Source organism: Castellaniella sp., from assembly GCF_049671645.1.
Classification (GTDB): Bacteria; Pseudomonadota; Gammaproteobacteria; order Burkholderiales; family Burkholderiaceae_B; genus Castellaniella.
The window spans coordinates 284,124-306,638 of the sequence record NZ_JBATVG010000019.1 but is presented as its reverse complement, the minus strand read 5'-3'; the positions used below and the strand labels follow the sequence as shown (position 1 = coordinate 306,638).

Here is a 22,515-nt window from a genome sequence, read left to right as displayed (position 1 = left end):
CTGGGGCTTGTATGGAGAAGCATTCGGAACCCTGTCTACGATGGGAGGGCAGTTTTCTTCATATCGTTGATGGCCTCAAGCAACCTAATGGTCGCATTACCATCAAGACTGTCCCCCTCGTATCGGACTTCGAACAAGCCCTGTAAATTGGAGGGCAGTTGGATCCCATTGCGGACGAGTAGAACAAACCTCCGTCCGTACAGTGCCATGGCAGCTCCAATTTCAATTAACACATTGGGATTGATCACAGTGTGTTCTTTGGCCTCGCTATCCATTAACGTGCGTTCACCATCTACATGAATTATCGCAGCATGACAACTACGCATGTCATCTAAAACTTTATCGGGCACTGGCTGCGACACAGTGTGTTTCTCGGCCGATACTACCGGCGTCATTTCACCAAATCCCAGAAGTTTCTTTATTGGCTCAATGAATGATGTATTTTTCCCATGTGTAATAAACACTCGGCGGGAGTCCACAACTGCTGCAGGCGTGGGTGCAGCGGATGGAGCAACGTACTCTTTCTGGTCGTCATTAGACAGGTTAATCTGAGGAATAATTTCAGTGCTGACGTCTTTTCCAGACGAGTCAACATCGACTTTTGTGGACACGGTTTTATCTAGTTGAACGTACTGCTTATCTTTAATTGTACGGATAAGGCCGACGCTGTGAGCCGACTCCAAAATGAATTTCTGTACTCTTTCCGCTTTGTTTTCTGGAACGCCTAGTCCTATCAGTACATTTACCCCAATGCTCTCACGAGGGAGCGGAGAATTGGCATATTTATTTAGGAACTCTTGGATAACACGTGGTTTTAATAGGGCCTCACGTTTCGCCGATAGATCATCATATTCTTCTTGTGGTCGAAATATACGCTGAGCTAGTTGTGTAACTTCTATTTCTTTTGCGTTATACCCGCCGATAGTTATGCCGTAAGCAATGGACGCCCCGGCGAGCATTCTGAATTGTGACGAGCTGGGCTGTAAATCTAGCGCAGCAGCAACGTCCAACGGTGTGGTAGATTTTCCTCCATAGTTATTGAAAATCGCTTCAGCAATACAAAGAGCTTGATCGAGGGAATGCGCTGGCACCTCTGTTTGAGATAGGTATGAACGTGCTGGTTTCTTCTTCTCGGCGTCAGTATCATTGATACTTTTTTGTTTTGCTTTTGCCATACCCACTCCTCTAATGGAAAGAGATTTTATCAAAACGTAAACATAATCATAACTCTAGCATGAATTATAAGGAAATTGTCTATAAGTTGCGTCCTTATGATATGGGCTTTTTCCCTTGTCACTGCGTACTAGCTCATCCTTTAGCTAGTACGCAGATGCTATCCCAACTCGCTGTGAGATCGGTACTTTAACGTGCCGTGAGTCTGTCGAGCTCGGGTATGAAGGCCACGCACTGGATCAATCCTACGGATCGTAGACAAACTTCGTTGCCTGCATCCATTGCGTAAGCTCCCCCCTCAAGTTGACAATCGCTAGTAGAGATCCTGGGCCGTGGTTAACCGGGGCAGGAATTGCACCGGCGGGAGCTCCCCCAAGGATTCATGGGGACGGTATTCGTTGTAATCGCGCAGCCACCTATCCGTGATGGCCCGTACCAGCTCCAGCGTCGAGAACAGATACGCGTCGAGCACCTCAGTACGGTATGTGCGGTTGAAGCGTTCGATAAAGGCATTCTGATTGAGTTTGCCCGGCTGGATGTAGCGGATGGTGATCCCTCTGTCGCGCGCCCAGTCGGTAAATGCTTGGCTACATATCTTGGGGCCGTTGTCGCACCGTATGGCGTCGGGAGCCTCATAGCAGTCGATCAGCCGATCCAGAACCCTAACCAAACGGGCAGAAGGGATGGATGCTTCCACCTCAATCGTCAGACACTCCCGGTTGGCCTCGTCAATCACGTTTGGCGCGCGAAACGTCCTGCCGCAGTACGGCGCGTCGTGTACGAAGTCCAGTGCCCAGCATCGGTTAACTTCATGCGCTAGATCTAGCGGCTGTGGAACACGGTCGGTCAGCCGCTTTCTCGTTCGATTCGGTACGTTCAGCCCCATCTCGCAGTACACCCTGTGGACTCGCTGCTTGTTCCATCCGTGACCATCCAGGCGCAGCTGGTGGAAGCACTTCCAGAATCCCCAGCGGCGGTGTTCCTCGATCACACCATTCAAGGCATCAATCACCGCAGCATCGCGTTGCGACGCCGACTGTGGTCTTTTAGTACGCTGCCCGCGATAGGCCCGTGACTCGACAGGCACGAGTAACCGAGAGTCTTGCTGCAATCAGCTCTTCGGTCACTTCGCGCCTGGCCGACGGCGTCAGGATTTTCGGCTCAAGACATCCTTGATCGCAGCGTTCTCCAGCGCCAGATCGGCGTACATGCGTTTCAGACGGACGTTCTCGGCTTCCAGCTCGTGCGGCCTGCGCAACCCTGAAGGTTCGACGCCTGCGTACTTCGTCTTCCACTGGTAGTAGGTGGCGTTGCTGATGTCGTGCTCCCGGCAGATCTCCGCGACTGGCACACCGGCTTCACCCTGTTTGAGCACCGCAAAAATCTGACTTTCTGTGAATTTTCTCTTCCTCATCGAGGTCTCCATGTTCAAGGAGGCCCGAAAGTTCTAACTTCGATCGTCTACTTTGATGGGGAGCTTACGCCTTGACTTCTTCCGCCATGCTCCCGGCAAAGCTGCGCGATCGGTGTACCGGCTTCGGCTTGCTTGAGGATCGCTATGATCTGACTGTCCGTGTAGCGCGATGTCTTCATTGCTGATTTCTTTTATGAGGAAATTCTACTCAACCTCGCTGCGATTTAAAGAGATGATTACCTTTCTATGAAGACCTACAGCAGAAAATGTGGGATTACCGAGTATCGTCAGACATTGGCGTTAATGTCTATATAGATCTTCCAAGAAAGCATTTGCCCCCAGATAAAGGCAGCTTTGGAGACATCACAGTGAGGCTAACCAAGCCTATCCACTCATGGTGTCAAATGATTTATGTCAAATATCACTTGATAAGATCGTACAAATAATTCCCAAAAACTCCCAGAGCAACACTCAGGATCATGGATCCAAACAACCACATCATTCGTCGGCTTTGTTTCGCCTCTACCGCCTTTTTGTGAACTTCGCTGGACTTTGTGATCAGAATAAAAGAGGGTGTCGGCTGAGCCAATGCACGCCCGAGCGTGAAAACTATTACTCCAATCACGAGTGGGGCAAGGAACAACAACGCACTACCCAATCCCGGTCTATTCATATTTAGCGCCACGATTTGAAGTAGTGTATCTATCTTGTCGTTTAAAAGTGGAAGATTTAGCTCGTTATTACTCAGTAGATGGCTAACGCTTGCATTCAACACATCCTTCTCACTGGAACGGCTCCAAGACTCCAAGACCAAGCCGCCGAGTGCGCTGAAAGGAAATAAGAGGCTCGCAAAGGGCAAGAATAAACGCCGCAATTTCTTTTTTAGAATGGGCTCTGGTCTTTGGACTGATTGAAATTCCTTGGTTATGAGATTCAGTATGTCATCAGCCCACGTCCGCTCCGTATGCCTTATATCAATATAGAAAAGCCCAGCTCGGATGCGTTCACCTAATAGAAGATTTCCTGTGAATTCCTCTTCTTCATTTGTTAGAAGGGTCATTTCCAGTTGTTGTCTCTCTGGATTATCTTTTCCAGGAAAGCTTATCAGCATAGAAATATCAAATTTAATTCCTACACAAACAACTTGCTGGGTTTCGGAGAAATGCGTGAAGGCATCGAAGCCTGATACTTTTCTGAATAGGCCGTCGCGATAGTAAATGGTGGTTTCAAAAGTGAGGGGCTCTGCCGAGTTCTGTTGAGCTATTCGTTGGAGGATCATGGAGCACAGATGAATCAACCAATCATGATCAACCGAAAAAGGGGTGTCGAATCGTCGATCTAGAACCTGGGGCTGACCAAGCAAACCGGAAATAAAGTTTCCTAGCTTTATTTTATCCACCGGGAGGTTGATACTTCCATCTACGATTTGAACATTTGAGCTGCCGTCCATGGATTCCTCTCATTATGGATATTGCTTGCACGCGCTAGGGTATCTCTACCTACCCTTGCAAGAGTCGATTGATAACGCTCACAAAAATATTACCATATGCTACTAAAATCAATTGATGACGCTGCAGGCGCGTGATTGAAGTGATCCCCTTGTTCGGACAGCCTGTTGGGGATCGTATGCTCTGATTCATTGTTTCTGTGAGGACGAGACTCGATCATAGGGTTTCGTGTGGTGCGGTTCCTCGGCCGATCTGGTCGTCTGCGGACGCTGCGTACTCGGGCTGTTCTAGTCAAAAAATGACCGCCAATCAGGCGGTCATTACCTTTGCTCCTATGGATGGCCAATTTTTCCCACAACACTTGGCCATCTTTTCCGAAATCCAACAACCATCACACGTCGATATTCCCCGCCTGCAGCGCGTGGGTTTCGATGAAGGCCCGGCGCGGTTCGACGTTGTCGCCCATCAGCGTGACGAAGATCTCGTCGGCGGCAATGGCGTCTTCGATCTGCACGCGCAGCAGGCGCCGCACGGACGGATCCATGGTGGTTTCCCACAGCTGTTCCGGGTTCATTTCGCCCAGACCCTTGTAGCGCTGCTTGCTGGTGCCGCGTTCGGCCTCGGTGCGCAGCCATTGCATGACCTCGCGGAAGTCGGCGACGGTCTTTTCCTTCATCTTGTCGCCGGTGCCACGGCGCACGACGGCGCCTTCGCCCAGAAGGCCCAGGAATGTCTTGGCCGTGCGGGACAGCACGGCGTAATCGCCGCCGCGCACGAAGCTGCGGTCGAACAGACTGACGCGCAGATTGCCGAAGTGGGGGCGGATGACCGCCAGGCGCCAGGAGTCTTCGATCTCGTCGTATTGGGCCTCGACGTGGACGGCCTGCGGGGCCTCCGGATCGCGCAGGGCCTGTTCCAGCGCGGTGGCGCTGGCGCGGGCGGCGGATTCGTCCACCAGGCTGATCTGCACACCTTCGGCCATGGCCGACAGGGCTTCGATGTCCATGACGCGCGACAGGCGGGCGATGACGTGGTCGGCCAGGACGTACTGGCGGGCCAGGTCCATCAGGGCGTCGTCGCGGATGGGGGTGGCGCCGGTGCTGGTCACCAGTTCGGTGTCCTTCAGGGCCAGTTGCAGCATGAACTGGGCTTCCTCGCCGTCGTCCTTCAGATAGCGTTCCTCGCGGCCGACCTTGACCTTGTACAGCGGCGGCTGGGCGATGTAGACGTAGCCGCGTTCGATCAGTTCCCGCATCTGGCGGTAGAACAGAGTCAGCAGCAGGGTGCGGATGTGGGCGCCGTCCACGTCCGCGTCGGTCATGATGATGATGCGGTGGTAGCGCAGCTTGTCGACATTGAAATCAGGACCGATGCTGGTGCCCAGGGCGGTGATCAGCGTGGTGATCTGTTCGCTGGACAGCAGCCGGTCGAAGCGGGCTTTTTCGACGTTCAGGACCTTGCCGCGCAGCGGCAGGATCGCCTGGAACTTGCGGTCGCGGCCTTGCTTGGCCGACCCGCCGGCGGAATCGCCCTCGACGATATAGAGTTCGCACAGGGCCGGGTCTTTTTCCTGGCAGTCCGCCAGCTTGCCGGGCAGGCCGGCGCCTTCCAGCACGCTCTTGCGGCGGGTCATTTCGCGGGCCTTGCGGGCGGCCTCGCGGGCGCGGGCGGCTTCCACGATCTTGGCGCACACGGCGCGGGCGTCGTTGGGGTTTTCCAGCAGCCAGGTTTCCAGGGTGCGGCTGATGGCGTCCTCGACCGCGGGACGGACTTCGCTGGAGACGAGCTTGTCCTTGGTCTGGCTGCTGAATTTGGGTTCCGGGACCTTGACCGACAGCACGCAGGCCAGGCCTTCGCGCATGTCGTCGCCGGCCGTGTCGACCTTGGCCTTTTTCGCCAGGTCGTTGTCGGTGATGTACTTGTTCAGCACCCGGGTCATGGCCGCCCGCAGGCCCGTCAGGTGTGATCCGCCGTCGCGCTGCGGGATGTTATTGGTGAAACACAGCACGGTTTCGGCGTAGCTGTCGTTCCATTGCATGGCGACTTCGACGCCCACGCGCACGCCGCCGGCGTCGGATTCGGTCGTCACGGCGAAAATATTGTCGTGCAGCGTGGTCTTGGCGCGGTTGATGTACTGGACGAAGCCCTTGACCCCGCCCAGGAACGCCAGGTTCTCGTCCTGGCCGGTGCGCTCGTCCGTCAGGCGGATTTTCACGCCGTTGTTCAGGAAGGACAGTTCGCGCAGCCGGCGCGCCAGGATTTCGTAGGTGTAGTCGATGTTGGTGAAGATTTCCGAGTCGGCCAGATACTGCACCCGGGTGCCGGTGCGCTCGGACGCGCCGGTCACGGCCAGCGGGGCGACGCGTTCGCCCCGGCGGAATTCCATCTGATGTTCCTGGCCGTTGCGCCAGATGGTCAGGCGCAGCCATTCGGACAGCGCGTTGACGCAGGACACGCCCACGCCGTGCAGGCCGCCGGACACCTTGTAGGAATTCTGGTCGAACTTCCCGCCGGCGTGCAGTTCGGTCATGACGATCTCGGCCGCGCTGCGGTGGTGTTCGTCGTCCTTGTGGATGGCGGTGGGGATGCCCCGGCCGTTGTCCGTGACCGAAATGCTGTTGTCGGCGTGGATGGTGACGACGATGTCATCGCAGTAGCCGGCCAGGGCTTCGTCGATGGCGTTGTCCACCACCTCGAAGACCATGTGGTGCAGGCCGGTGCCGTCCGACGTATCGCCGATGTACATGCCTGGACGTTTGCGCACGGCCTCCAGGCCCTTGAGCATCTTGATCGAATCGGCGCTGTAGCCGGCGGACGGCGTGTTCGGGGTGGTGGGTTCTGACATGGAAATCCTGTGATTGAATCAGTCGGGCGCGGGCGGCGATCAGATGCGCATGGGCATGACGACGTATTTGAATTCGTCGTCATCGGGCACCGTGATCAGCACCGAGGCATTGACGTCCGGCTGCACCGACCAGCAGACGGCTTCAGTCTTGATGTTGGCCAGCACGTCGAGCAGGTAGGTGACGTTGAAGGCCACGTCCAGCGGTTCCTGGGCGTAATCGACTTCGAGTTCCTCCCGGGCCTCTTCCTGTTCCGCATTGGACGAGGAGATGCGCAGCAGGTTGTCGCCCAGTTGCAGACGCACGCCTTTCAGTTTGTCGGTCGTCAGGATGGCGGCGCGCTGCAGGCTGGCCTGCAAGGCATCGCGGGGGATCTGGATATGGCGGGTGTAGCCGGTCGGGATGACGCGCTTGTAATCGGGGAATTTGCCTTCCACGAGCTTCGAGACCAGTTCGATCTGGTCGAAGCGGAAGCGGATCTGGCCGGCCGCCAGGTCGATCTGCACCGGCGATTCGTCGTCGGCCAGCAGGCGCTGCATTTCGTGCACGGTCTTGCGCGGGATGATGGCGTCCATCTGGGCCTCCAGGCCCTCGACCGCGATGCTGCTGTGCGCCAGGCGGTGGCCGTCGGTGGACACGGCCCGGACCTGACCCGGTTCCAGAACCATCAGCAGGCCGTTCAGGTAATAGCGGATATCCTGCTGCGCCATGGAAAAGTGCACCTGATTGAAGAGCTGCTTCAGGGCCTTTTGCGGCATTGAAAACGATGCCGTCCATTGTTCCGCCTGGGATACCGTGGGGTAGTCGTTCGCGCTCAGCGTCTGCAGGGCGAAGCGGCTGCGGCGGGCCTGGACGGACAGTTTTGCGTCGTCCAGCGACAGGCGCACGTCCCCGGTGTCGGGCAGGGCGCGCAGAATGTCGAGGAATTTTCGGGCGGCCACGGTCGTGGACTGGACGTCGTCGCCCACCCCGAAATCGGCCTGCGTGGTGATCTGGACTTCCAGGTCGTTGGCCAGGAAAGCAACCTGATTGCCTTGCTTGCGGATCAGGACATTGGCCAGGATCGGCAAGGTGTTGCGCCGTTCGACGATCCCCACCACGGTCGTCAGGGGCTTGAGGATGGCATCGCGGCTTGCTTGTATCAGTAGCATGTCATTATCCTTTGAGGGTTTGCTCGAGTACGTGAAGTGCGTGATTCAGTTCGGTCTGCTTGCCCCGCAGATCGGTGATCTTGCGGACCGCGTGCAGCACCGTGGTGTGATCGCGTCCGCCGAACAGGTCGCCGATTTCCGGCAGGCTTTTCTGGGTCAGTTCCTTGGCCAGGTACATGGCGATCTGACGCGGCAGCGCGATATTGGCGGGCCGGCGTTTCGAATACATGTCGGCGACCTTGATTTTATAGAAGTCGGCGACGGTCTTCTGGATGTTTTCCACCGTGATCTGGCTGTTGGAGACCGACAACAGGTCTTTCAGGGCTTCCTTGCAGACCTCGACGGTCAGGACCTCGCGGCCGTGGAAGCGGGCGTAGGCGGACACCTTGCGCAGGGCGCCTTCCAGTTCGCGCACATTGCTGCGCAGGTGCTTGGCGATGAAGAAGGCGACCTCTTCGGGCATGGTGATGCCTTCGGTCTGCGCCTTGCGCAGCAGGATGGCCACGCGCATTTCCAGTTCGGGCGGCTCGATGGCGACCGTCAGCCCCGAATCAAAGCGCGAAATCAGCCGGCTGTCGATGTTGGCCAGTTCCTTCGGGTAGGTGTCGGAGGTGATGATGATCTGCTTGCGCTGCGCCACCATGGCCTCGAAGGCATAGAAGAATTCTTCCTGGGTGCGGTTCTTGCCGGCGAAGAACTGGATATCGTCGATCAGCAGCAGGTCCAGCGAATGGTAGTAGCGCTTGAAGTCGTCGAAGGCGCGGCGCTGGTAGGCCTTGACCACGTCGGACACGTATTGGTCGGCATGCACGTAGCGGATGCGCGGGTTGTTGCCGCCGGCCAGCAAGGCGTTGCCGATGGCATGGATCAGGTGGGTCTTGCCCAGGCCCACGCCGCCATACAGGAACAGCGGGTTGTAGGAGACGCCGGGGTTTTCGGCGACCTGCAGCGCCGCTGCGCGCGCCAGCTGGTTGGCCTTGCCGATGACGAAGTTGTCGAAGGTCAGATCCAGATTCAGGCGGGACCGGTCTTTCATGGCCTCGTCGGTCGCGGAGTGGACCGGGGTCGGAGCCGCTGCGGGGGCGGCCGCCTGTCCGGCCGAACCATTGACCTGGGCGGGGGGCGCCGGCACGCGCACGGCCGCAGCGGCGCGCGCCTGGCTGGCGTGGATTTCGAGCTGCACCTGCACCGCCTGGGAAAACCAGTCGCTGGCGAGGGATTCGATGCGCGTGGAATAGTTCTTGCGCACCCAGTCGAGCTTCATGCGATTGGGCACGCCGAGCCTCAGGATCGCCAATTCCTCGTCGTAGCCGAGCGGAACCAGGGGTTTGATCCAGGCGCTGATCTGTTGGGGGGGAAGTTCCTGTTCCAGCTGCTGGAGACAGGCCTGCCAGAATTCATTCATAAGGGTCATCGTGCGAAACCTCGATTCTACCCTTTCCTGTGGTGAGTTATCCACAGACCGCCCGGCGGTCGATCCCGTGCGGCGGGGGATAAGTTCACAAGTAATTGACGGCACGTCAAAAATTTGTTGAAATAATGGGCTTTTCGATGCTTTGGGTGATATGGGTACGCGTGTGCCTGTTGATGGTGCCCGGGCGATCGAGCCTAAAATCAACGCAACCTCGCCACAACCCCGAGCTCTTTTGGATTCGCCATGAAACGCACTTTCCAGCCTTCTGTTACCCGCCGCAAGCGCACCCACGGGTTTCGCGTCCGCATGAAGACGCGCGCAGGCCGTGCCGTCCTGAGCGCCCGCCGCGCCAAGGGCCGCAAGCGCCTGGCCGTCTGATCCGTCGTCCCCCCGCCGGCCTTTCGCCGGCTCCGGAACCGACCGCCATGCCTACCGATTTCCCTTCGGCGGCCCGGCTGCATCGCCCCTCGGAATACGCGGCGGCCCTGAAGGGCCGGCGTATCGCCCGAGGGGCTTTGTTCATTGTCTCCAGCCCTCGGGAATCCGTCTTGGGGCCTGCCCGCCTGGGCCTGATCGTGCCCAAGCGCCATGCGCCCCTGGCCGTGACGCGCAATGCCATCAAGCGCGTCCTGCGCGAGGCCTTTCGCCTGCGCCGGGCCGGCCTGCCCGAGGGTGATCTGGTGTTCCGGCTGGTCAGCCGCCCCGCCCCTGCCAGCCTGACGGCCCTGAAGCGCCAGGTGCGCGCGGAAGCCGATGCCCTGCTGGGCAAGATCGCGAAATGTTGATCCGGTCCCTGTTCATTGCGCCGATCCGCTTCTATCGGTATTTCCTGAGTCCTTGGGTGGGACAGCAGTGCCGCTTCACGCCGACCTGCTCCGCCTATACGATCGAGGCCATCGAGACCCATGGCGTGCCGCGCGGCATCTGGCTGGGCGTTCGCCGCATCGCGCGTTGCCATCCCGGGTGTCCGGGCGGGCATGATCCGGTGCCGCCGGCACGGTCTCCATCGGGCGGTCACGGATGAATCAAAAGGGCGCAGGGATGTTTGATCAAGTCCCTGTCAGCCACCCTACGTTAAACTGGTGAGCTTTTGCTCCGACCCAATTCGAAAACAGGCGCCAATGGACATTCGACGCACCATCCTCTGGATGATCTTTTCTTTTTCGCTCCTGCTGTTGTGGAACAACTGGCAGGTGTACCAGGGCCAGCCGTCCCTGTTCTCCTTGACGCCGCCGGCTGCGGAAACAGCCAAGACGGCGGACAAGGCGGCGCCGACCGACTCGAAGGACGTGCCTTCGGCAGCCGCGCAAGGGGCGGCGGGGCAGACTACGGTCCCCTCGTCCGACGCCGCGCCTGTGGGCCAGCCGGTGCACGTGAAGACCGGCGTGTACGACCTGACGTTCGACACGCTGGGGGCGCAACTGGTCCGCGCGGAACTGCTGGACTACAAGAACCAGGAGGCCACCACGGGGATCATTCCCTGGTTCAAGGGGCTGATGGGGCATAAGCCGCCGCAGGATGCGGGCGATGCCATGTTTCTGCTGAACGATCAGCCGGGCGACATGTACGTGGCCCAGACGGGGCTGGTGGGCGCGCCGCAGGGGCAGAGCTATCCCACGCACCTGACGCCGTTCGCGCTGGTGGGCGACGGGCCGGTGGTCAAGGGCGACACGACCGAGGTCTCGTTCGAGGCCACGGCAGGCCAGGTCCGGGTGGTCAAGACGTTCATCCTGTCGCACAACGGCTACGACATCCGAGTGCGCAACGACATCACCAACCTGGGGGATCAGCCCGTCGATCCGTCGCTGTATCTGCAGTTGACGCGCGATGGCCACGAACCTTCCAATACGACGGGCTTCTACAGCACGTTCACCGGGCCGGTCGTCTATTCGGCGGAAGACAAGTTCCAGAAGGTGAAGTTCGACGAAATCACCAAGAACAAGGCCAGCTACATCCGGCAGGCGGACAATGGCTGGGTCGGCATGGTGCAGCATTACTTCGCCACGGCCTGGGTGCCGCAGCAAGGCGTGGTCCGCACCAATCAGGCATTGGCGCTGCCGGGCAATCTGTTCGCCATCCGCACGATCGAATCCGTGGGCGCGATTGCGCCGGGCGCCAGCAAGTCCGTGGAATCCCAGTTGTGGGTCGGTCCGCAGGATCAGCGGGCGATGAGCACGGTCGCCCCCGGGCTGGATCTGGTGGTGGACTATGGCTGGGTGACGATCATCGCCAAGCCGATGTTCAAGTTCATGATCTGGCTGCACGGCCTGGTGGGCAACTGGGGCTGGACGATCGTGCTGCTGACGCTGCTGATCAAGCTGGTGTTCTATCCGCTGTCGGCCGCCAGCTATCGTTCGATGGCCAAGATGAAGCTGGTCGCGCCGCGCATGAAGCACCTGAAGGAAAAGTTCGGTGACGACAAGGCGAAGCTGAACGCGGCCATGATGGAGATGTACCGGACGGAAAAGATCAATCCGCTGGGCGGGTGTCTGCCGATGGTGGTGCAGATTCCGGTGTTCATCGCGTTGTATTGGGTGCTGCTGGGCAGCGTGGAAATGCGCGGCGCGCCGTGGCTGCTGTGGATTCACGATCTGTCGGTCAGCGATCCCTGGTTCATTCTGCCGGCGTTCATGATGCTGACGATGTTCCTGCAGATCAAGCTGAACCCGACGCCTCCGGATCCGATGCAGGCCAGGATCATGATGATCATGCCGCTGGTGTTCGGCGGGATGATGTTCCTGTTCCCGGCCGGCCTGGTGCTGTACTGGTGCGTGAACAATACGGTGTCGATCATTCAGCAGCGGGTGATCATGAACCGCCTGGATCGCGAGAAGGCGGCGTCGGCGTCCAGTTGATGTTGCTGATATAGGTGTGACGAGGCGGCGCTCTTTTGGGCGCCGCTTTTGTTTAGGACGTTGTATTTTTTGGGTTCTTGAGCGGAGTGCTGATCGGGAGGGGGCCGGGGCTCGCCAGCCGGTGGCACTTCGGGCTTCCCGGGTCTACCTCGTCCATCGGGGCGGCGGACGAACTCGGCCTTCGGCCTCAGACACGTCCGCCGACAGCCCCCCGATTCCCTTCGGTAGCACTCGGCACCGGCCGACTGCGAGCCCCGGACCCCTCCCGATCAGCACTCCTGGGCGGTTGCATGTCACCGCCGCGTGCGGTCTGCAGGGTATGGTTTCCCGATATCATGCGGTTTGACCCTTTGACCTGTGTGCAGGCCTCGCCGCACAGCCTGTTTGTAGATTTTTGAACGATTTTTGATATGAACGCATCGCAGACAGACCCCATCGTCGCCATTGCCACCGCTCCCGGTCGGGGCGGGATCGGCGTGATCCGGGTGTCGGGGCCGGACCTGCGGGCCTGGGCGGATGCCTTGTGCGGCCAGGCGCTGCGGCCCCGGCATGCGCACTACCTGCCGTTCCGCCATCGGGATGGAGAGGTGATGGACGAGGGGCTGGCGCTGTTTTTCCCCGGCCCGCATTCCTATACGGGCGAGGACGTGCTGGAATTGCAGGGCCATGGCGGCCCGGCAGTTCTGCGGCGGGTGCTGGACGATTGCCTGGCGCGCGGGGCGGCCATCGGCTTGCGGCTGGCGCAGCCGGGGGAGTTCACGCAGCGGGCTTTTCTGAACGACCGGCTGGATCTGGCGCAGGCGGAAGCGGTGGCCGATCTGATCGAGGCCAGTTCCACGGCGGCGGCCCGCAGCGCGATGGCGTCGCTGTCGGGGGCGTTTTCGGCCGAGATCGACGCACTGAGCGAACGGATCGTGCAGTTGCGCATGCTGGTCGAGGCGACGCTGGATTTCCCGGAGGAGGAAATCGACTTCCTGGAAAAATACCAGGCGGCGGAACGCCTGGGCGGGGTGACTGCGTCGCTGGATGGCGTGTTGCGCACGGCCCGCCAGGGAATGGTGCTGCGCGAGGGCCTGCACGTGGTGCTGGCGGGCCAGCCGAATGTGGGCAAATCCAGCCTGCTGAATGCGCTGGCGGGAGAGGACGTCGCCATCGTGACGCCGATCGCCGGGACGACGCGCGACCGTGTGATCCAGCAGATCCACATCGACGGCATCCCGCTGCATATCGTCGATACGGCGGGGTTGCGCGATACCGAAGATACGGTGGAACGGATCGGCATCGAGCGCAGCTGGGCGGAAATCGCCCGCGCCCAAGTGATCCTGCATCTGCAGGATGCGCGGCATCCGGACGATCCATTGGATGCGGATATCGTGCGCCGCCTGCCGGCGGGAACGCCGGTGCTGCGGGTGCTGAACAAGGTCGATTTGTTGGATGAGCCAGGACACAGAACAGCCCCTGCGGGCGGTTCTGTGCCTGGCGAATCGGAGCGGCCTGCAGGCCGCGACGTGGAGAGCTCTGCCGTGTCAGGCGAATCGGGTTCCGGGGGGGCTGGCGGGGCGAACGGCCAGCGCTCGCCTGCGGCCATCGAGGAAATCCAAGTGTCCGCCCGCACCGGCGCCGGCCTGGATGACTTGCGCGCCCGCCTGCTGCGGATTGCCGGCTGGACGCCGGGGGCGGAATCCCCCTGGCTGGCGCGCGAGCGCCATGTGCAGGCGCTGGAGGCCGCCCGCGAACACCTGCTGCTGGCCCGCGAACACGCCTCGCACAGCGATCAGGTGCTGGATCTGTTCGCCGAGGAACTGCGCCTGGCGCACGAATCCCTGTGCGAGATCACAGGGCAGTTCACCAGCGACGATCTGCTGGGCGAGATCTTTTCCCGGTTTTGCATCGGGAAGTGAAAACCGCTTATTCCCCCACCACCTCCGTGTGCACGACTTCCGGCGCCTTGGCGAAATAACCGCCGACGATGCCGCGCCAGGCCTGGAAGTCCTCGGATTCGCGGAAATGCTTCATGTGGTCTTCCAGGGTCTGCCAATGGATCTGCAGCACGTATTGCTCGGGGTGTTCGATGACGTGGTGCAGTTCCAGGCGGTGAAAGCCGCGCGCCCGCTGGAACAGGGGCAGGGCTTTTTGCACGCCGGCCTCAAAGTCGGCCTGGGCGCCGGGTTTGACGGTGATGTGGGCCATTTCGCGGATCATGTCGGATTTCCTGTATCAGGTTGAAGGGATCGATGCCCATGATTATGCACCGCCAAGGCTGGGGCCGGTACGAGCGCGCCAGCCGTTCTCGTCGCTTGGCCGGGGGATTCGATACCGTGCGGATGGATCAGGCCTGGCAGGGATAGATCTTAAAAAATAGCTTGCTATTAAATAGCACGCTACTTAAAATTGAACGCATGGATACGCATGAACCTTCTCTGCAGGCGGCATCTCCCCCGCATCTCACGCTGGATGCCCAGCTGTGTTTCGCCCTGTATTCCGCGCAACTGGCCATGGGCAAGATCTATCGCCGCCACCTGGCCGATCTGGGGCTGACGTATCCGCAGTATCTGGTCATGCTGGTGCTGTGGGAAACCGATGGGCTGACCGTCTCGGCGCTGGGCGATCGCCTGTATCTGGATTCCGCCACCCTGACGCCGCTGTTGAAACGCTTGCAGGCATTGGGATTGCTGCGCAGGGATCGCGCCCAGGCGGATCAGCGCCAGGTGTTGGTGTCATTGACGCAAGCGGGACGGGCCTTGCGCCAGGGGGCCAAGAGCATCCCGCAGGGCGTGTTGTGCGCCACAGGCTGCACGCCTGCCCAGGCCCAGGTGCTGAAAGCCGATCTGGAAGAATTGCGGGCGCACTTGCAGGGCGCCGCCGCTGTAGAACATCCGGCGAAACGGTGACGGGTCGGCGCCGGGCCGCGCATCCGCCTGGCCTCCGGTGCGATCCGATTGTTTCGTCGTCAGGCAAGCCGCCGTTTGTGGTGCCGAGGCTTTCCTTTTGAACCGCACCACCTGGAGTCTCACCATGACAGTCGAAAACGTTCTCTACACTGCCCATGCATCCGCCACGGGCGGCCGTGAAGGCAGCGCCAAATCCTCGGATGGCCGCTTGGACATCAAGCTGTCCGTGCCCAAGGAACTGGGCGGCGATGCCGGCCCGGGCACCAACCCGGAACAGTTGTTCGCGGCGGGCTATTCGGCCTGCTTCCTGGGCGCCCTGAAACTGGTCGCCGGCAAGGAAAGCGTCAAGCTGCCGGACAGCACCCAGGTGGCGGGTTCCGTGGGCATCGGCCCCATCCCGACGGGCTTCGGCATCGCGGTGGAACTGAAGATCTCCGCTCCGGGCGTGGACCATGCAAAACTGACTGACCTGGTCCAAAAGGCCCACGTCGTCTGCCCGTATTCCAATGCCACGCGCAACAACGTCAAGGTCACGCTGACGGTGCAATAGGGCCCGGGGCGGCCTCAGCCCGCTCTGTGTTCGACAGCTCCGGCAATGTGTCGGGCTGTTTCTTTTTTACGGGACGGGCGGCGCAGGACGCGCCCGCGCCGCTTTCGGGACCACCGTGGCGGTCGGCGCTCGTGCGATGCGGCCTTTCTCTGACACAAATCATATAACGACACTGACAGTGTGGATATGATGGGCGATGAGTGAAACGATTCATCAACGGGAGACCGTCATGTCATCAGAGACCGTATCCGGACCCGCGTCGCGCCAGGCGCTGTCCGTCCTGTTTTCCAGTACGTTCGCCTTCACTGTCTGTTTTGCCGTCTGGACAATGTTTTCCGTCCTGGGCGTGCCGCTGAAGACCGAGTTGGCCTTGAATGAAACCCAATTCGGCCTGCTGATCGCCACGCCGGTCCTGACCGGGTCACTGATTCGCGTGCCCCTGGGCATGCTGACCGATCGCTTTGGCGGGCGCATCGTGTTCTTTCTGGTCTTGCTGGTCTGCGTGCCGCCGTTGTATCTGATGGCTCATGCCACGACCTATGCGCAGTTTCTGATCCTGGCCTTGTTCGTCGGCCTGGCCGGCGGCACGTTTTCCGTGGGGACCCCCTACGTGGCGCGCTGGTTCGCGCCGGAAAGACGCGGCTTCGCGATGGGGGTGTTCGGCGCCGGCAATTCGGGTTCCGCCCTGAACATGTTCGTCGCCCCCCTGGTGATCGGCGCATTCGGCTGGACCATGCTGCCCAAGGTCTATGCCGCGCTGATGCTGGGTACGGCAGTCCTGTTCTGGCTGTTCAGCCATTCGGACCCCGCGCATCGCATGACGGGCAACGTCGGGATCCTGCAGCAGTTGGCCGTCCTGAAAGATCCGCGTGTCTGGCGCTATTGCCAATACTATTCGGTGGTGTTCGGCGGCTATGTGGCGCTGGCCCTGTGGATCACGAAATACTATGTGGCGGAATACGGCTTCGATCTGACCTTGGCGGCGTTTCTGGCGATGATCTTTTCCCTGCCGGGCGGGGTGCTGCGGGCCTTGGGCGGCTGGTTCTCGGATCGCTTTGGCGCCTATACCGTGACCTGGTGGGTGATGTGGGTCTGCTGGGTGTGTTTCTTCCTGCTGTCCTACCCGCAGACGCAGATGACGATCCAGACCCTGAGCGGTCCGGTGTCGCTGCACATTGGCCTGAATGCCACGGTGTTCACGATCCTGCTGTTTGTCGTCGGGGTGGCCATGGCGATCGGCAAAGCGTCCGTCTTCAAGTTCATCAGTGATGATTATTCGGACAATATCGGCGCGGTGTCGGGCGTGGTGGGGCTGGCCGGAGGCCTGGGCGGGTTCATTCTGCCGATTCTGTTCGGCGTCCTGCTGGATGTGACCGGCGTGTATTCCAGCGCCTTCATGTTGCTGTATGGATCGGTGTGTGTGTCGCTGGTGTTCATGCACTATTCGTACCGGCGGGCGCCTCGGGCCGGGACTGAATTGGTGGAGCCGGATGCCGGGTGAAATCGGCGGGGGTAGCCCGCTCGGATAATTCCGGCACATGACAGCCCGCAGGGGCGTCTTGGTTCGGGGCATCCACCTCGTGGCTTGCAAGCCACTCGGATAAATTCGGCAGCAGGCAGTCCGCAGGGACTGCCTGCTGTCCGAATTTATCCGCCGCATCCGCCGCAGCAGTTGCCGTCTTGGCCGTGGACGGGTTTCAGGGCTTCGTAGCCGGCGTCGGCGACGGCGACTTGCAGACGCTGGGTGGAGACCTGGGCAGTGTCGAATGTGACGGTGGCCTTTTCGTCGGCCAGCGACACGCTGACCTGGGAGACGCCGGGGATCGCGGCCAGGACCCGGTCGATCTTGTCGGCGCAGCTGGGGCCTTGCAGGCCCACCAGGCGCATGGTTTCGGTCTTCTGGGATGATCGCTTCAGGGTTTCGGCTTGCATGGGTCCTCGCGGGCGGGGAAATGCCCTTGAGCAGGGCAGGGTTATAGATACATATTAAATATATCTTAAGAGTCGGCTAGTATAGCAGTGCCTGTCTGTCGGGGGTATATCGTCCCGGTGGAAATCGCGCCGGACGCTGTCGTCGGCGCCAGGATGCCCACATGCCTGAATCACCTGCCCGCCGAATCGCCCACCTGGATATGGATGCATTCTTTGCATCCGTGGAATTGTTGCGCTATCCGGAATTGCGCGGGCAGCCGGTGGTGATCGGCGGGCAGGGCGAACCGCCCCGGGATGGCCGCTACGTGCGATTGCGGGATTATGTGGGACGCGGGGTCATCACCACCGCGACCTACGAGGCCCGGGCCTTCGGCGTGCATTCCGCCATGGGCATGATGAAAGCCGCCCGGCTGGCCCCGGATGCCGTGCTGTTGCCGGTGAACTTCGCCGCCTACCGTCACTATTCGCGCCTGTTCAAGGCGGCGGTGGCCGCCATTGCGCCCCGGATCGAGGATCGCGGAATCGATGAAATCTACATCGACCTGACGGGGATGCCGGAGGACTCGGAGACGCTGGCGCGACAGTTGAAGCAGGCGGTTCGCGATGCGACCGGCCTGGTCTGCTCCATCGGCATTTCACCCAACAAGCTGCTGTCGAAAATCGCCTCGGACCTGGACAAGCCCGACGGTGTGACGCTGATCGGCCCCGGCGATCTGCAGCGGCGCATCTGGCCGCTGCCGGTGTCCAAAGTCAATGGCATCGGCCCCAAGGCCACCCGCCGCCTGCAGGGCATGGGCATCGAGACCATTGCGCAGCTGGCGGCGGCCGCGCCGGACCAGTTGCAGGAGGCCTTCGGCCTGGGCACGGCGCAATGGCTTCTGGATGTGGCGCGCGGCATCGATGACCGGCCCGTGGTCGTCGAATCCGAACCGCGTTCGATCAGCCGGGAGACGACGTTCGAGCGCGATCTGCACGTGGTGCGGGATCGGACCGTGCTGTCGGCGATCTTCCGGGATTTGTGCGAGCATCTGGCTCAGGATCTGGCGCGCAAGCGGGTGCGCGGGGCCACCATCGGCATCAAGCTGCGTTTCGACGATTTTCGCATCGTGACCCGCGATCTGACCTTGGATGAGGCGGTCGGCGACGCCGATGCCATCCATCGGGCGGCGGGGCAGTGCCTGAAGCGGGTGGCGCTGGACCGGCGGCTGCGCCTGCTGGGGGTGCGGGCCAGCAAGCTGGAACCGGTCGATGAATCGCCGTTGGCGCGACACCCCGTGCAGCTCTCCTTGTACTGATCCGGGCCACGGTTCTGGTGCAGCACTGCACCGACTTGACGCACTTGGCGTCATAAGCCCCTCCCGATCACTACGGCTTCGCCCTTGACGGGGGCGGCGGCCAATAGTTGGCACGCTGTTTGCTTCTCTCCTTGTGTCAATGGATACATACGGGAGAATCTCATGTACGACGACACGATCAATGGTTTTGTGCGCGCGGCCGAGGCCAAGCTTCACCATCTGCGCGGGAATCCGCGCGGATTCTTTGTCGCCAGCATGCTGGCGGGCGCCTATATCGGATTGGGCATTATCCTGATCTTCACGCTGGGCAGCCTGATCCCGCCCGCGTTTCGCCTGCTGGTCATGGGCGCGACTTTTGGGATCGCCCTGATCCTGGTCGTGATCGCCGGTGCGGAGCTCTTCACCGGGCACACTATGGTGATGGCGCTGCGACGCTACCGCGGGCGAGGGACCTGGGCCGAGGCGGCGGCCGTGCTGTGCGCGAGCTGGGTGGGCAATCTATGCGGCGCGCTGGTGCTGGTCGGCTTGTTCGTGATGGGCGGCGGTGGCGGCTTGTTGAACGATCCGCAGGGGCTCGTGATGACGGCGGCCGCGCACAAGATGAGCGCCGGCGCCGCCAGTCTGTTCGCCCGCGCCGTCCTGTGCAATTGGCTGGTCTGCCTGGCGGTCTGGATGTCGGCCCGGGTGACGTCCGACAGCGCCCGTTGCGTGGTGATCTTCTGGTGCCTGCTGGCCTTTGTCGGCAGCGGCTACGAACATAGCGTCGCCAACATGACCCTGTTGTTGCTGGCGCTGGCCGGCAATCATCCGGACACGGTGAGCCTGGGCGGCATGGCCTGGAACCTGGGTTGGGTGACGCTGGGCAATATTGTGGGCGGCGCCGGATTCGTGGCAGGCTCCTATTGGATCGCGTCATCGTCATCCGCGGCCGATCGCGCCGTGGCGGGCGAGGCCGTTTTCAAGGAACCGGCATGAAGGCCGCCCGGTTGGACGCGGCGCAATCCGGTTCGGCAGACAGGAAGCGCCTGCTGGTCATCGGCAATGGCATGGTCGGCCACCGCTTGCTGGAGGAACTGGTCCGGCGCGGGCTGGGCGACGACATCACGGTGTTTTCCGGAGAGCCCAGGCTGGCCTATGACCGCGTGCAGTTGAGCCAATGCTTTGTCGGGGCGGAGGCGCAGGACCTGGCCTTGACCGACGAGGCGTTCTTCGAGACGCACGGCATCACGGTGCTGCGCGACAAAAGGGCGGTCTGGATCGACCGCAAGCAGCGCCGCGTCCATGTCACGGACGAGGAGTTCTATCCGTACGACAGGCTGGTGCTGGCGACGGGGTCCGTGCCGTTCGTGCCTCCGATCAAAGGGGCGGATCGGCCGGAGTGTCTGCCCTACCGGACGCTCGAAGATGTCGCGGCGATCCGGGCGCGCGCGGCCGGCGCCCGGCGGGGCGTGGTCATCGGGGGCGGATTGCTGGGATTGGAGGCGGCGCGCGCATTGCATGGCCTGGGTCTGGATACGCATGTCGTCGAATTTTCGCCGTGGCTGATGGCCACGCAGCTGGATGAGTCCGGAGGACGCCTGCTGCGCAGCAAGATCGAGGCGCTGGGCATCCATGTCCATACATCGAAGACAACCTCGTCCATCGGCACGGGGCTGCGTTCGCCCCTGCGCTTGAAGTTCTCGGACGGGGGCCTGCTGGAGGCCGATATGGTGGTCTTCTCGGCGGGCATCAGGCCTTGCGACCGTCTGGCGCACAACTGCGGCCTGGTGATCGGGCCGCGGGGCGGTGTCGTGGTCGATGATCACTGTCGCAGTTCCGACCCGGCCATCTATGCGATTGGCGAAGTCGCCAGCTGGCAAGGCGCCACGTTCGGCCTGGTGGCGCCCGGGTATGAAATGGCCCGGGTCTGCGCGGCCCACGTGCTGGGTGATGCGGACACCGTCTTTCAGGGCGGACAGCCGAGCACCAAACTGAAGTTGCTGGGGGTGGACGTCGGGTCGATCGGCGATGCGCAGGGCCGCACGCAGGGCAGCGTGTGTTGCGTGTTCGAGGATGCGCTGGCGGGCGTCTATAAAAAGCTGGTGATGGATGCGGATGGGAAGCGCCTGTTGGGCGCCGTGCTGGTGGGGGATACAGCCTCGTTCGGCATGCTGGACCAGTATTTCACGAACGGCCTGGCCCTGCCGGCCCAGCCCGCTGCGCTGATTGCGCCTGCGGCGGACGCCACCCCCGCGTTGGGCGTGGACGCTTTGCCGGATACGGCGCAGATCTGCTCCTGCAATCAGGTGAACAAAGGGGCGCTGTGCCGCGCCATTGCCGATGGCTGCGCCACTTTGGGCGATCTGAAGGCGAAGACCCGCGCGGGAACGACGTGCGGCGGCTGCGTGCCGCTGGTGAAGCAGATCCTGGACCGGGAGCTGGAGCGGCGGGGGATTGCCGTCGATCATGGCTTGTGCGAACACTTCCGCTACAGCCGTCAGGAACTCTACCACTTGGTCCGCGTCAACGAGATCCGTGATTTCAAGACCCTGATCGCCCGCCATGGCGCGGGGCGCGGCTGCGACATCTGCAAGCCGGTGGCCGCATCGATCTTCGCCTCGTGCTGGAACGATTTTGTGCTGGCCCCTCAGCATGCCCCTTTGCAGGACAGCAATGATGCGTATCTGGGCAACCTGCAAAAGGACGGCACCTATTCCGTGGTGCCGCGCATCCCGGGCGGGGAGATCTCGCCCGAGAAGCTGATCGTCATTGGCGAGGTCGCCCGCAAGTACAGCCTGTACACCAAGATCACCGGCGGCCAGCGGATCGATCTGTTCGGTGCGCGTCTGGAACAGTTGCCCTCGATCTGGCGGGAACTGATCGATGCCGGATTCGAGTCCGGACATGCCTATGGCAAAGCCTTGCGCACGGCCAAGTCGTGCGTTGGCAGCACGTGGTGCCGGTTCGGCGTGCGGGATTCCGTGGGCCTGGCCATTCGCCTGGAGCAGCGCTACCGGGGGTTGCGCGCGCCCCACAAGATCAAGATGGCCGCGTCCGGCTGCACGCGGGAATGCGCCGAGGCCCAGAGCAAGGATGTGGGGGTCATCGCCACGGAGAAGGGCTGGAACCTGTATGTGTGCGGCAACGGCGGCATGCGGCCCCGGCACGCGGAACTGCTGGCGTCGGATCTCGACGACGACATGCTGATCCGGTATATCGACCGCTTCCTGATGCTCTACATCCGCACTGCGGACAAGCTGCAACGCACGGCGGCCTGGCGCGAAAGCCTGGAAGGCGGCCTCGACTACCTGAAGGCCGTCGTCGTGAACGACAGCCTGGGCTTGGGCGCGGAGCTGGAAGCCCAGATGCAGGGGCTTGTCGATCGGTACGAGTGCGAATGGGCGGCGACCTTGAAGGATGAGCAGGCGTTGCGGCGCTTCCGTTCGCTCATCAACGATGATGCGCCGGACGAGCATGTCGTCCATGTGAGGGAACGCGGCCAGATCCGCCCTGCCACGGTGCGGGAGCGTCAGGAGTTGGCCGTCAAGGCAGAAATCGAGTGAGGGACAG

The 22,515-nt window shown here is 61.3% G+C and carries 21 protein-coding genes; 11 read left to right on the top strand and 10 right to left on the bottom strand.

The genetic code is table 11. The annotated features are described in order from the left end of the window. Positions 1-35: 35 nt before the first annotated feature. The 8 genes from WBG56_RS09900 to dnaA all read right to left on the bottom strand — a co-directional run bounded on the left by WBG56_RS09900 (position 36) and on the right by dnaA (position 9,434). Positions 36-1,175 carry a TIR domain-containing protein gene (locus tag WBG56_RS09900; RefSeq protein ID WP_424267760.1) on the bottom strand — a complete coding sequence of 380 codons (1,140 nt, stop codon included), beginning with the start codon at positions 1,173-1,175 and terminating at the stop codon, positions 36-38. A gap of 311 nt (positions 1,176-1,486) precedes the next feature. Beyond that, on the bottom strand, positions 1,487-2,260 hold the full coding sequence (locus WBG56_RS09895; protein WP_424267872.1) for an IS3 family transposase: 774 nt from the start codon (positions 2,258-2,260) through the stop codon (positions 1,487-1,489). Positions 2,261-2,320: 60 nt separating this feature from the next. Then, the gene (locus WBG56_RS09890; RefSeq protein ID WP_424267758.1) at positions 2,321-2,587 is read right to left on the bottom strand and encodes a transposase; all 267 of its coding nucleotides are present in this window, start codon (positions 2,585-2,587) and stop codon (positions 2,321-2,323) included. Positions 2,588-2,634: 47 nt separating this feature from the next. Beyond that, positions 2,635-2,766, bottom strand: coding sequence for a transposase (locus WBG56_RS09885; RefSeq protein ID WP_424267756.1), 132 nt, complete (start codon positions 2,764-2,766; stop codon positions 2,635-2,637). Between the two features lie 242 nt (positions 2,767-3,008). Then, the gene (locus tag WBG56_RS09880) at positions 3,009-4,037 is read right to left on the bottom strand and encodes a hypothetical protein (protein ID WP_424267754.1); all 1,029 of its coding nucleotides are present in this window, start codon (positions 4,035-4,037) and stop codon (positions 3,009-3,011) included. 389 nt (positions 4,038-4,426) lie between these two features. Beyond that, entirely contained in the window at positions 4,427-6,880 is a 2,454-nt protein-coding gene (gene gyrB / locus WBG56_RS09875; protein WP_424267752.1) for a DNA topoisomerase (ATP-hydrolyzing) subunit B, read from the bottom strand. A gap of 39 nt (positions 6,881-6,919) precedes the next feature. After that, a complete protein-coding gene (gene dnaN / locus WBG56_RS09870; RefSeq protein WP_424267750.1) occupies positions 6,920-8,029 on the bottom strand; it encodes a DNA polymerase III subunit beta in 1,110 nt (369 codons plus the stop codon). A gap of 4 nt (positions 8,030-8,033) precedes the next feature. Beyond that, complete coding sequence (gene dnaA, locus WBG56_RS09865; protein WP_424267748.1) at positions 8,034-9,434, bottom strand: chromosomal replication initiator protein DnaA; 1,401 nt, start codon at positions 9,432-9,434, stop codon at positions 8,034-8,036. Positions 9,435-9,686: 252 nt separating this feature from the next. Here dnaA and rpmH point away from each other — a divergent pair, with 252 nt between their 5' ends. The 5 genes from rpmH (at position 9,687) to mnmE (ending at position 14,199) form a co-directional block, all read left to right on the top strand. Beyond that, positions 9,687-9,821 carry a 50S ribosomal protein L34 gene (rpmH, locus tag WBG56_RS09860; protein ID WP_043679136.1) on the top strand — a complete coding sequence of 45 codons (135 nt, stop codon included), beginning with the start codon at positions 9,687-9,689 and terminating at the stop codon, positions 9,819-9,821. A 47-nt stretch (positions 9,822-9,868) separates the two neighbouring features. Beyond that, positions 9,869-10,228, top strand: coding sequence for a ribonuclease P protein component (locus WBG56_RS09855; protein ID WP_424267746.1), 360 nt, complete (start codon positions 9,869-9,871; stop codon positions 10,226-10,228). Further along, complete coding sequence (yidD, locus tag WBG56_RS09850) at positions 10,225-10,467, top strand: membrane protein insertion efficiency factor YidD (protein WP_424267870.1); 243 nt, start codon at positions 10,225-10,227, stop codon at positions 10,465-10,467. The genes WBG56_RS09855 and yidD overlap by 4 nt, the downstream gene beginning before the upstream one ends. Positions 10,468-10,564: 97 nt before the next feature. Further along, positions 10,565-12,298, top strand: coding sequence for a membrane protein insertase YidC (gene yidC, locus WBG56_RS09845; protein ID WP_424267744.1), 1,734 nt, complete (start codon positions 10,565-10,567; stop codon positions 12,296-12,298). A gap of 410 nt (positions 12,299-12,708) precedes the next feature. Continuing rightward, the gene (gene mnmE / locus WBG56_RS09840) at positions 12,709-14,199 is read left to right on the top strand and encodes a tRNA uridine-5-carboxymethylaminomethyl(34) synthesis GTPase MnmE (RefSeq protein WP_424267742.1); all 1,491 of its coding nucleotides are present in this window, start codon (positions 12,709-12,711) and stop codon (positions 14,197-14,199) included. Positions 14,200-14,206: 7 nt separating this feature from the next. Here mnmE and WBG56_RS09835 read toward each other — a convergent pair whose 3' ends face one another. Beyond that, on the bottom strand, positions 14,207-14,500 hold the full coding sequence (locus WBG56_RS09835) for an antibiotic biosynthesis monooxygenase family protein (protein ID WP_424267740.1): 294 nt from the start codon (positions 14,498-14,500) through the stop codon (positions 14,207-14,209). 197 nt (positions 14,501-14,697) lie between these two features. Between WBG56_RS09835 and WBG56_RS09830 the strand changes: the two genes are divergently transcribed. From WBG56_RS09830 to WBG56_RS09820, 3 genes are all read left to right on the top strand, one after another. After that, positions 14,698-15,189: a MarR family winged helix-turn-helix transcriptional regulator gene (locus tag WBG56_RS09830; protein ID WP_424267738.1), complete on the top strand. Its 492-nt coding sequence runs from the start codon at positions 14,698-14,700 to the stop codon at positions 15,187-15,189. Between the two features lie 124 nt (positions 15,190-15,313). Next, positions 15,314-15,739: an organic hydroperoxide resistance protein gene (locus WBG56_RS09825; protein ID WP_424267736.1), complete on the top strand. Its 426-nt coding sequence runs from the start codon at positions 15,314-15,316 to the stop codon at positions 15,737-15,739. A gap of 229 nt (positions 15,740-15,968) precedes the next feature. Continuing rightward, positions 15,969-17,240, top strand: coding sequence for an MFS transporter (locus WBG56_RS09820; RefSeq protein WP_424267734.1), 1,272 nt, complete (start codon positions 15,969-15,971; stop codon positions 17,238-17,240). Between the two features lie 146 nt (positions 17,241-17,386). Here WBG56_RS09820 and WBG56_RS09815 read toward each other — a convergent pair whose 3' ends face one another. Then, the gene (locus tag WBG56_RS09815; RefSeq protein WP_424267732.1) at positions 17,387-17,671 is read right to left on the bottom strand and encodes a heavy-metal-associated domain-containing protein; all 285 of its coding nucleotides are present in this window, start codon (positions 17,669-17,671) and stop codon (positions 17,387-17,389) included. A 161-nt stretch (positions 17,672-17,832) separates the two neighbouring features. Between WBG56_RS09815 and dinB the strand changes: the two genes are divergently transcribed. From dinB to nirB, 3 genes are all read left to right on the top strand, one after another. After that, positions 17,833-18,966, top strand: coding sequence for a DNA polymerase IV (gene dinB / locus WBG56_RS09810; RefSeq protein WP_424267730.1), 1,134 nt, complete (start codon positions 17,833-17,835; stop codon positions 18,964-18,966). A gap of 162 nt (positions 18,967-19,128) precedes the next feature. Beyond that, on the top strand, positions 19,129-19,941 hold the full coding sequence (locus WBG56_RS09805; protein ID WP_424267728.1) for a formate/nitrite transporter family protein: 813 nt from the start codon (positions 19,129-19,131) through the stop codon (positions 19,939-19,941). Beyond that, positions 19,938-22,508 (top strand): nitrite reductase large subunit NirB, encoded by a 2,571-nt coding sequence (nirB, locus tag WBG56_RS09800; RefSeq protein ID WP_424267726.1) that lies wholly within the window; start codon positions 19,938-19,940, stop codon positions 22,506-22,508. The genes WBG56_RS09805 and nirB overlap by 4 nt, the downstream gene beginning before the upstream one ends. Positions 22,509-22,515 lie beyond the last annotated feature (7 nt).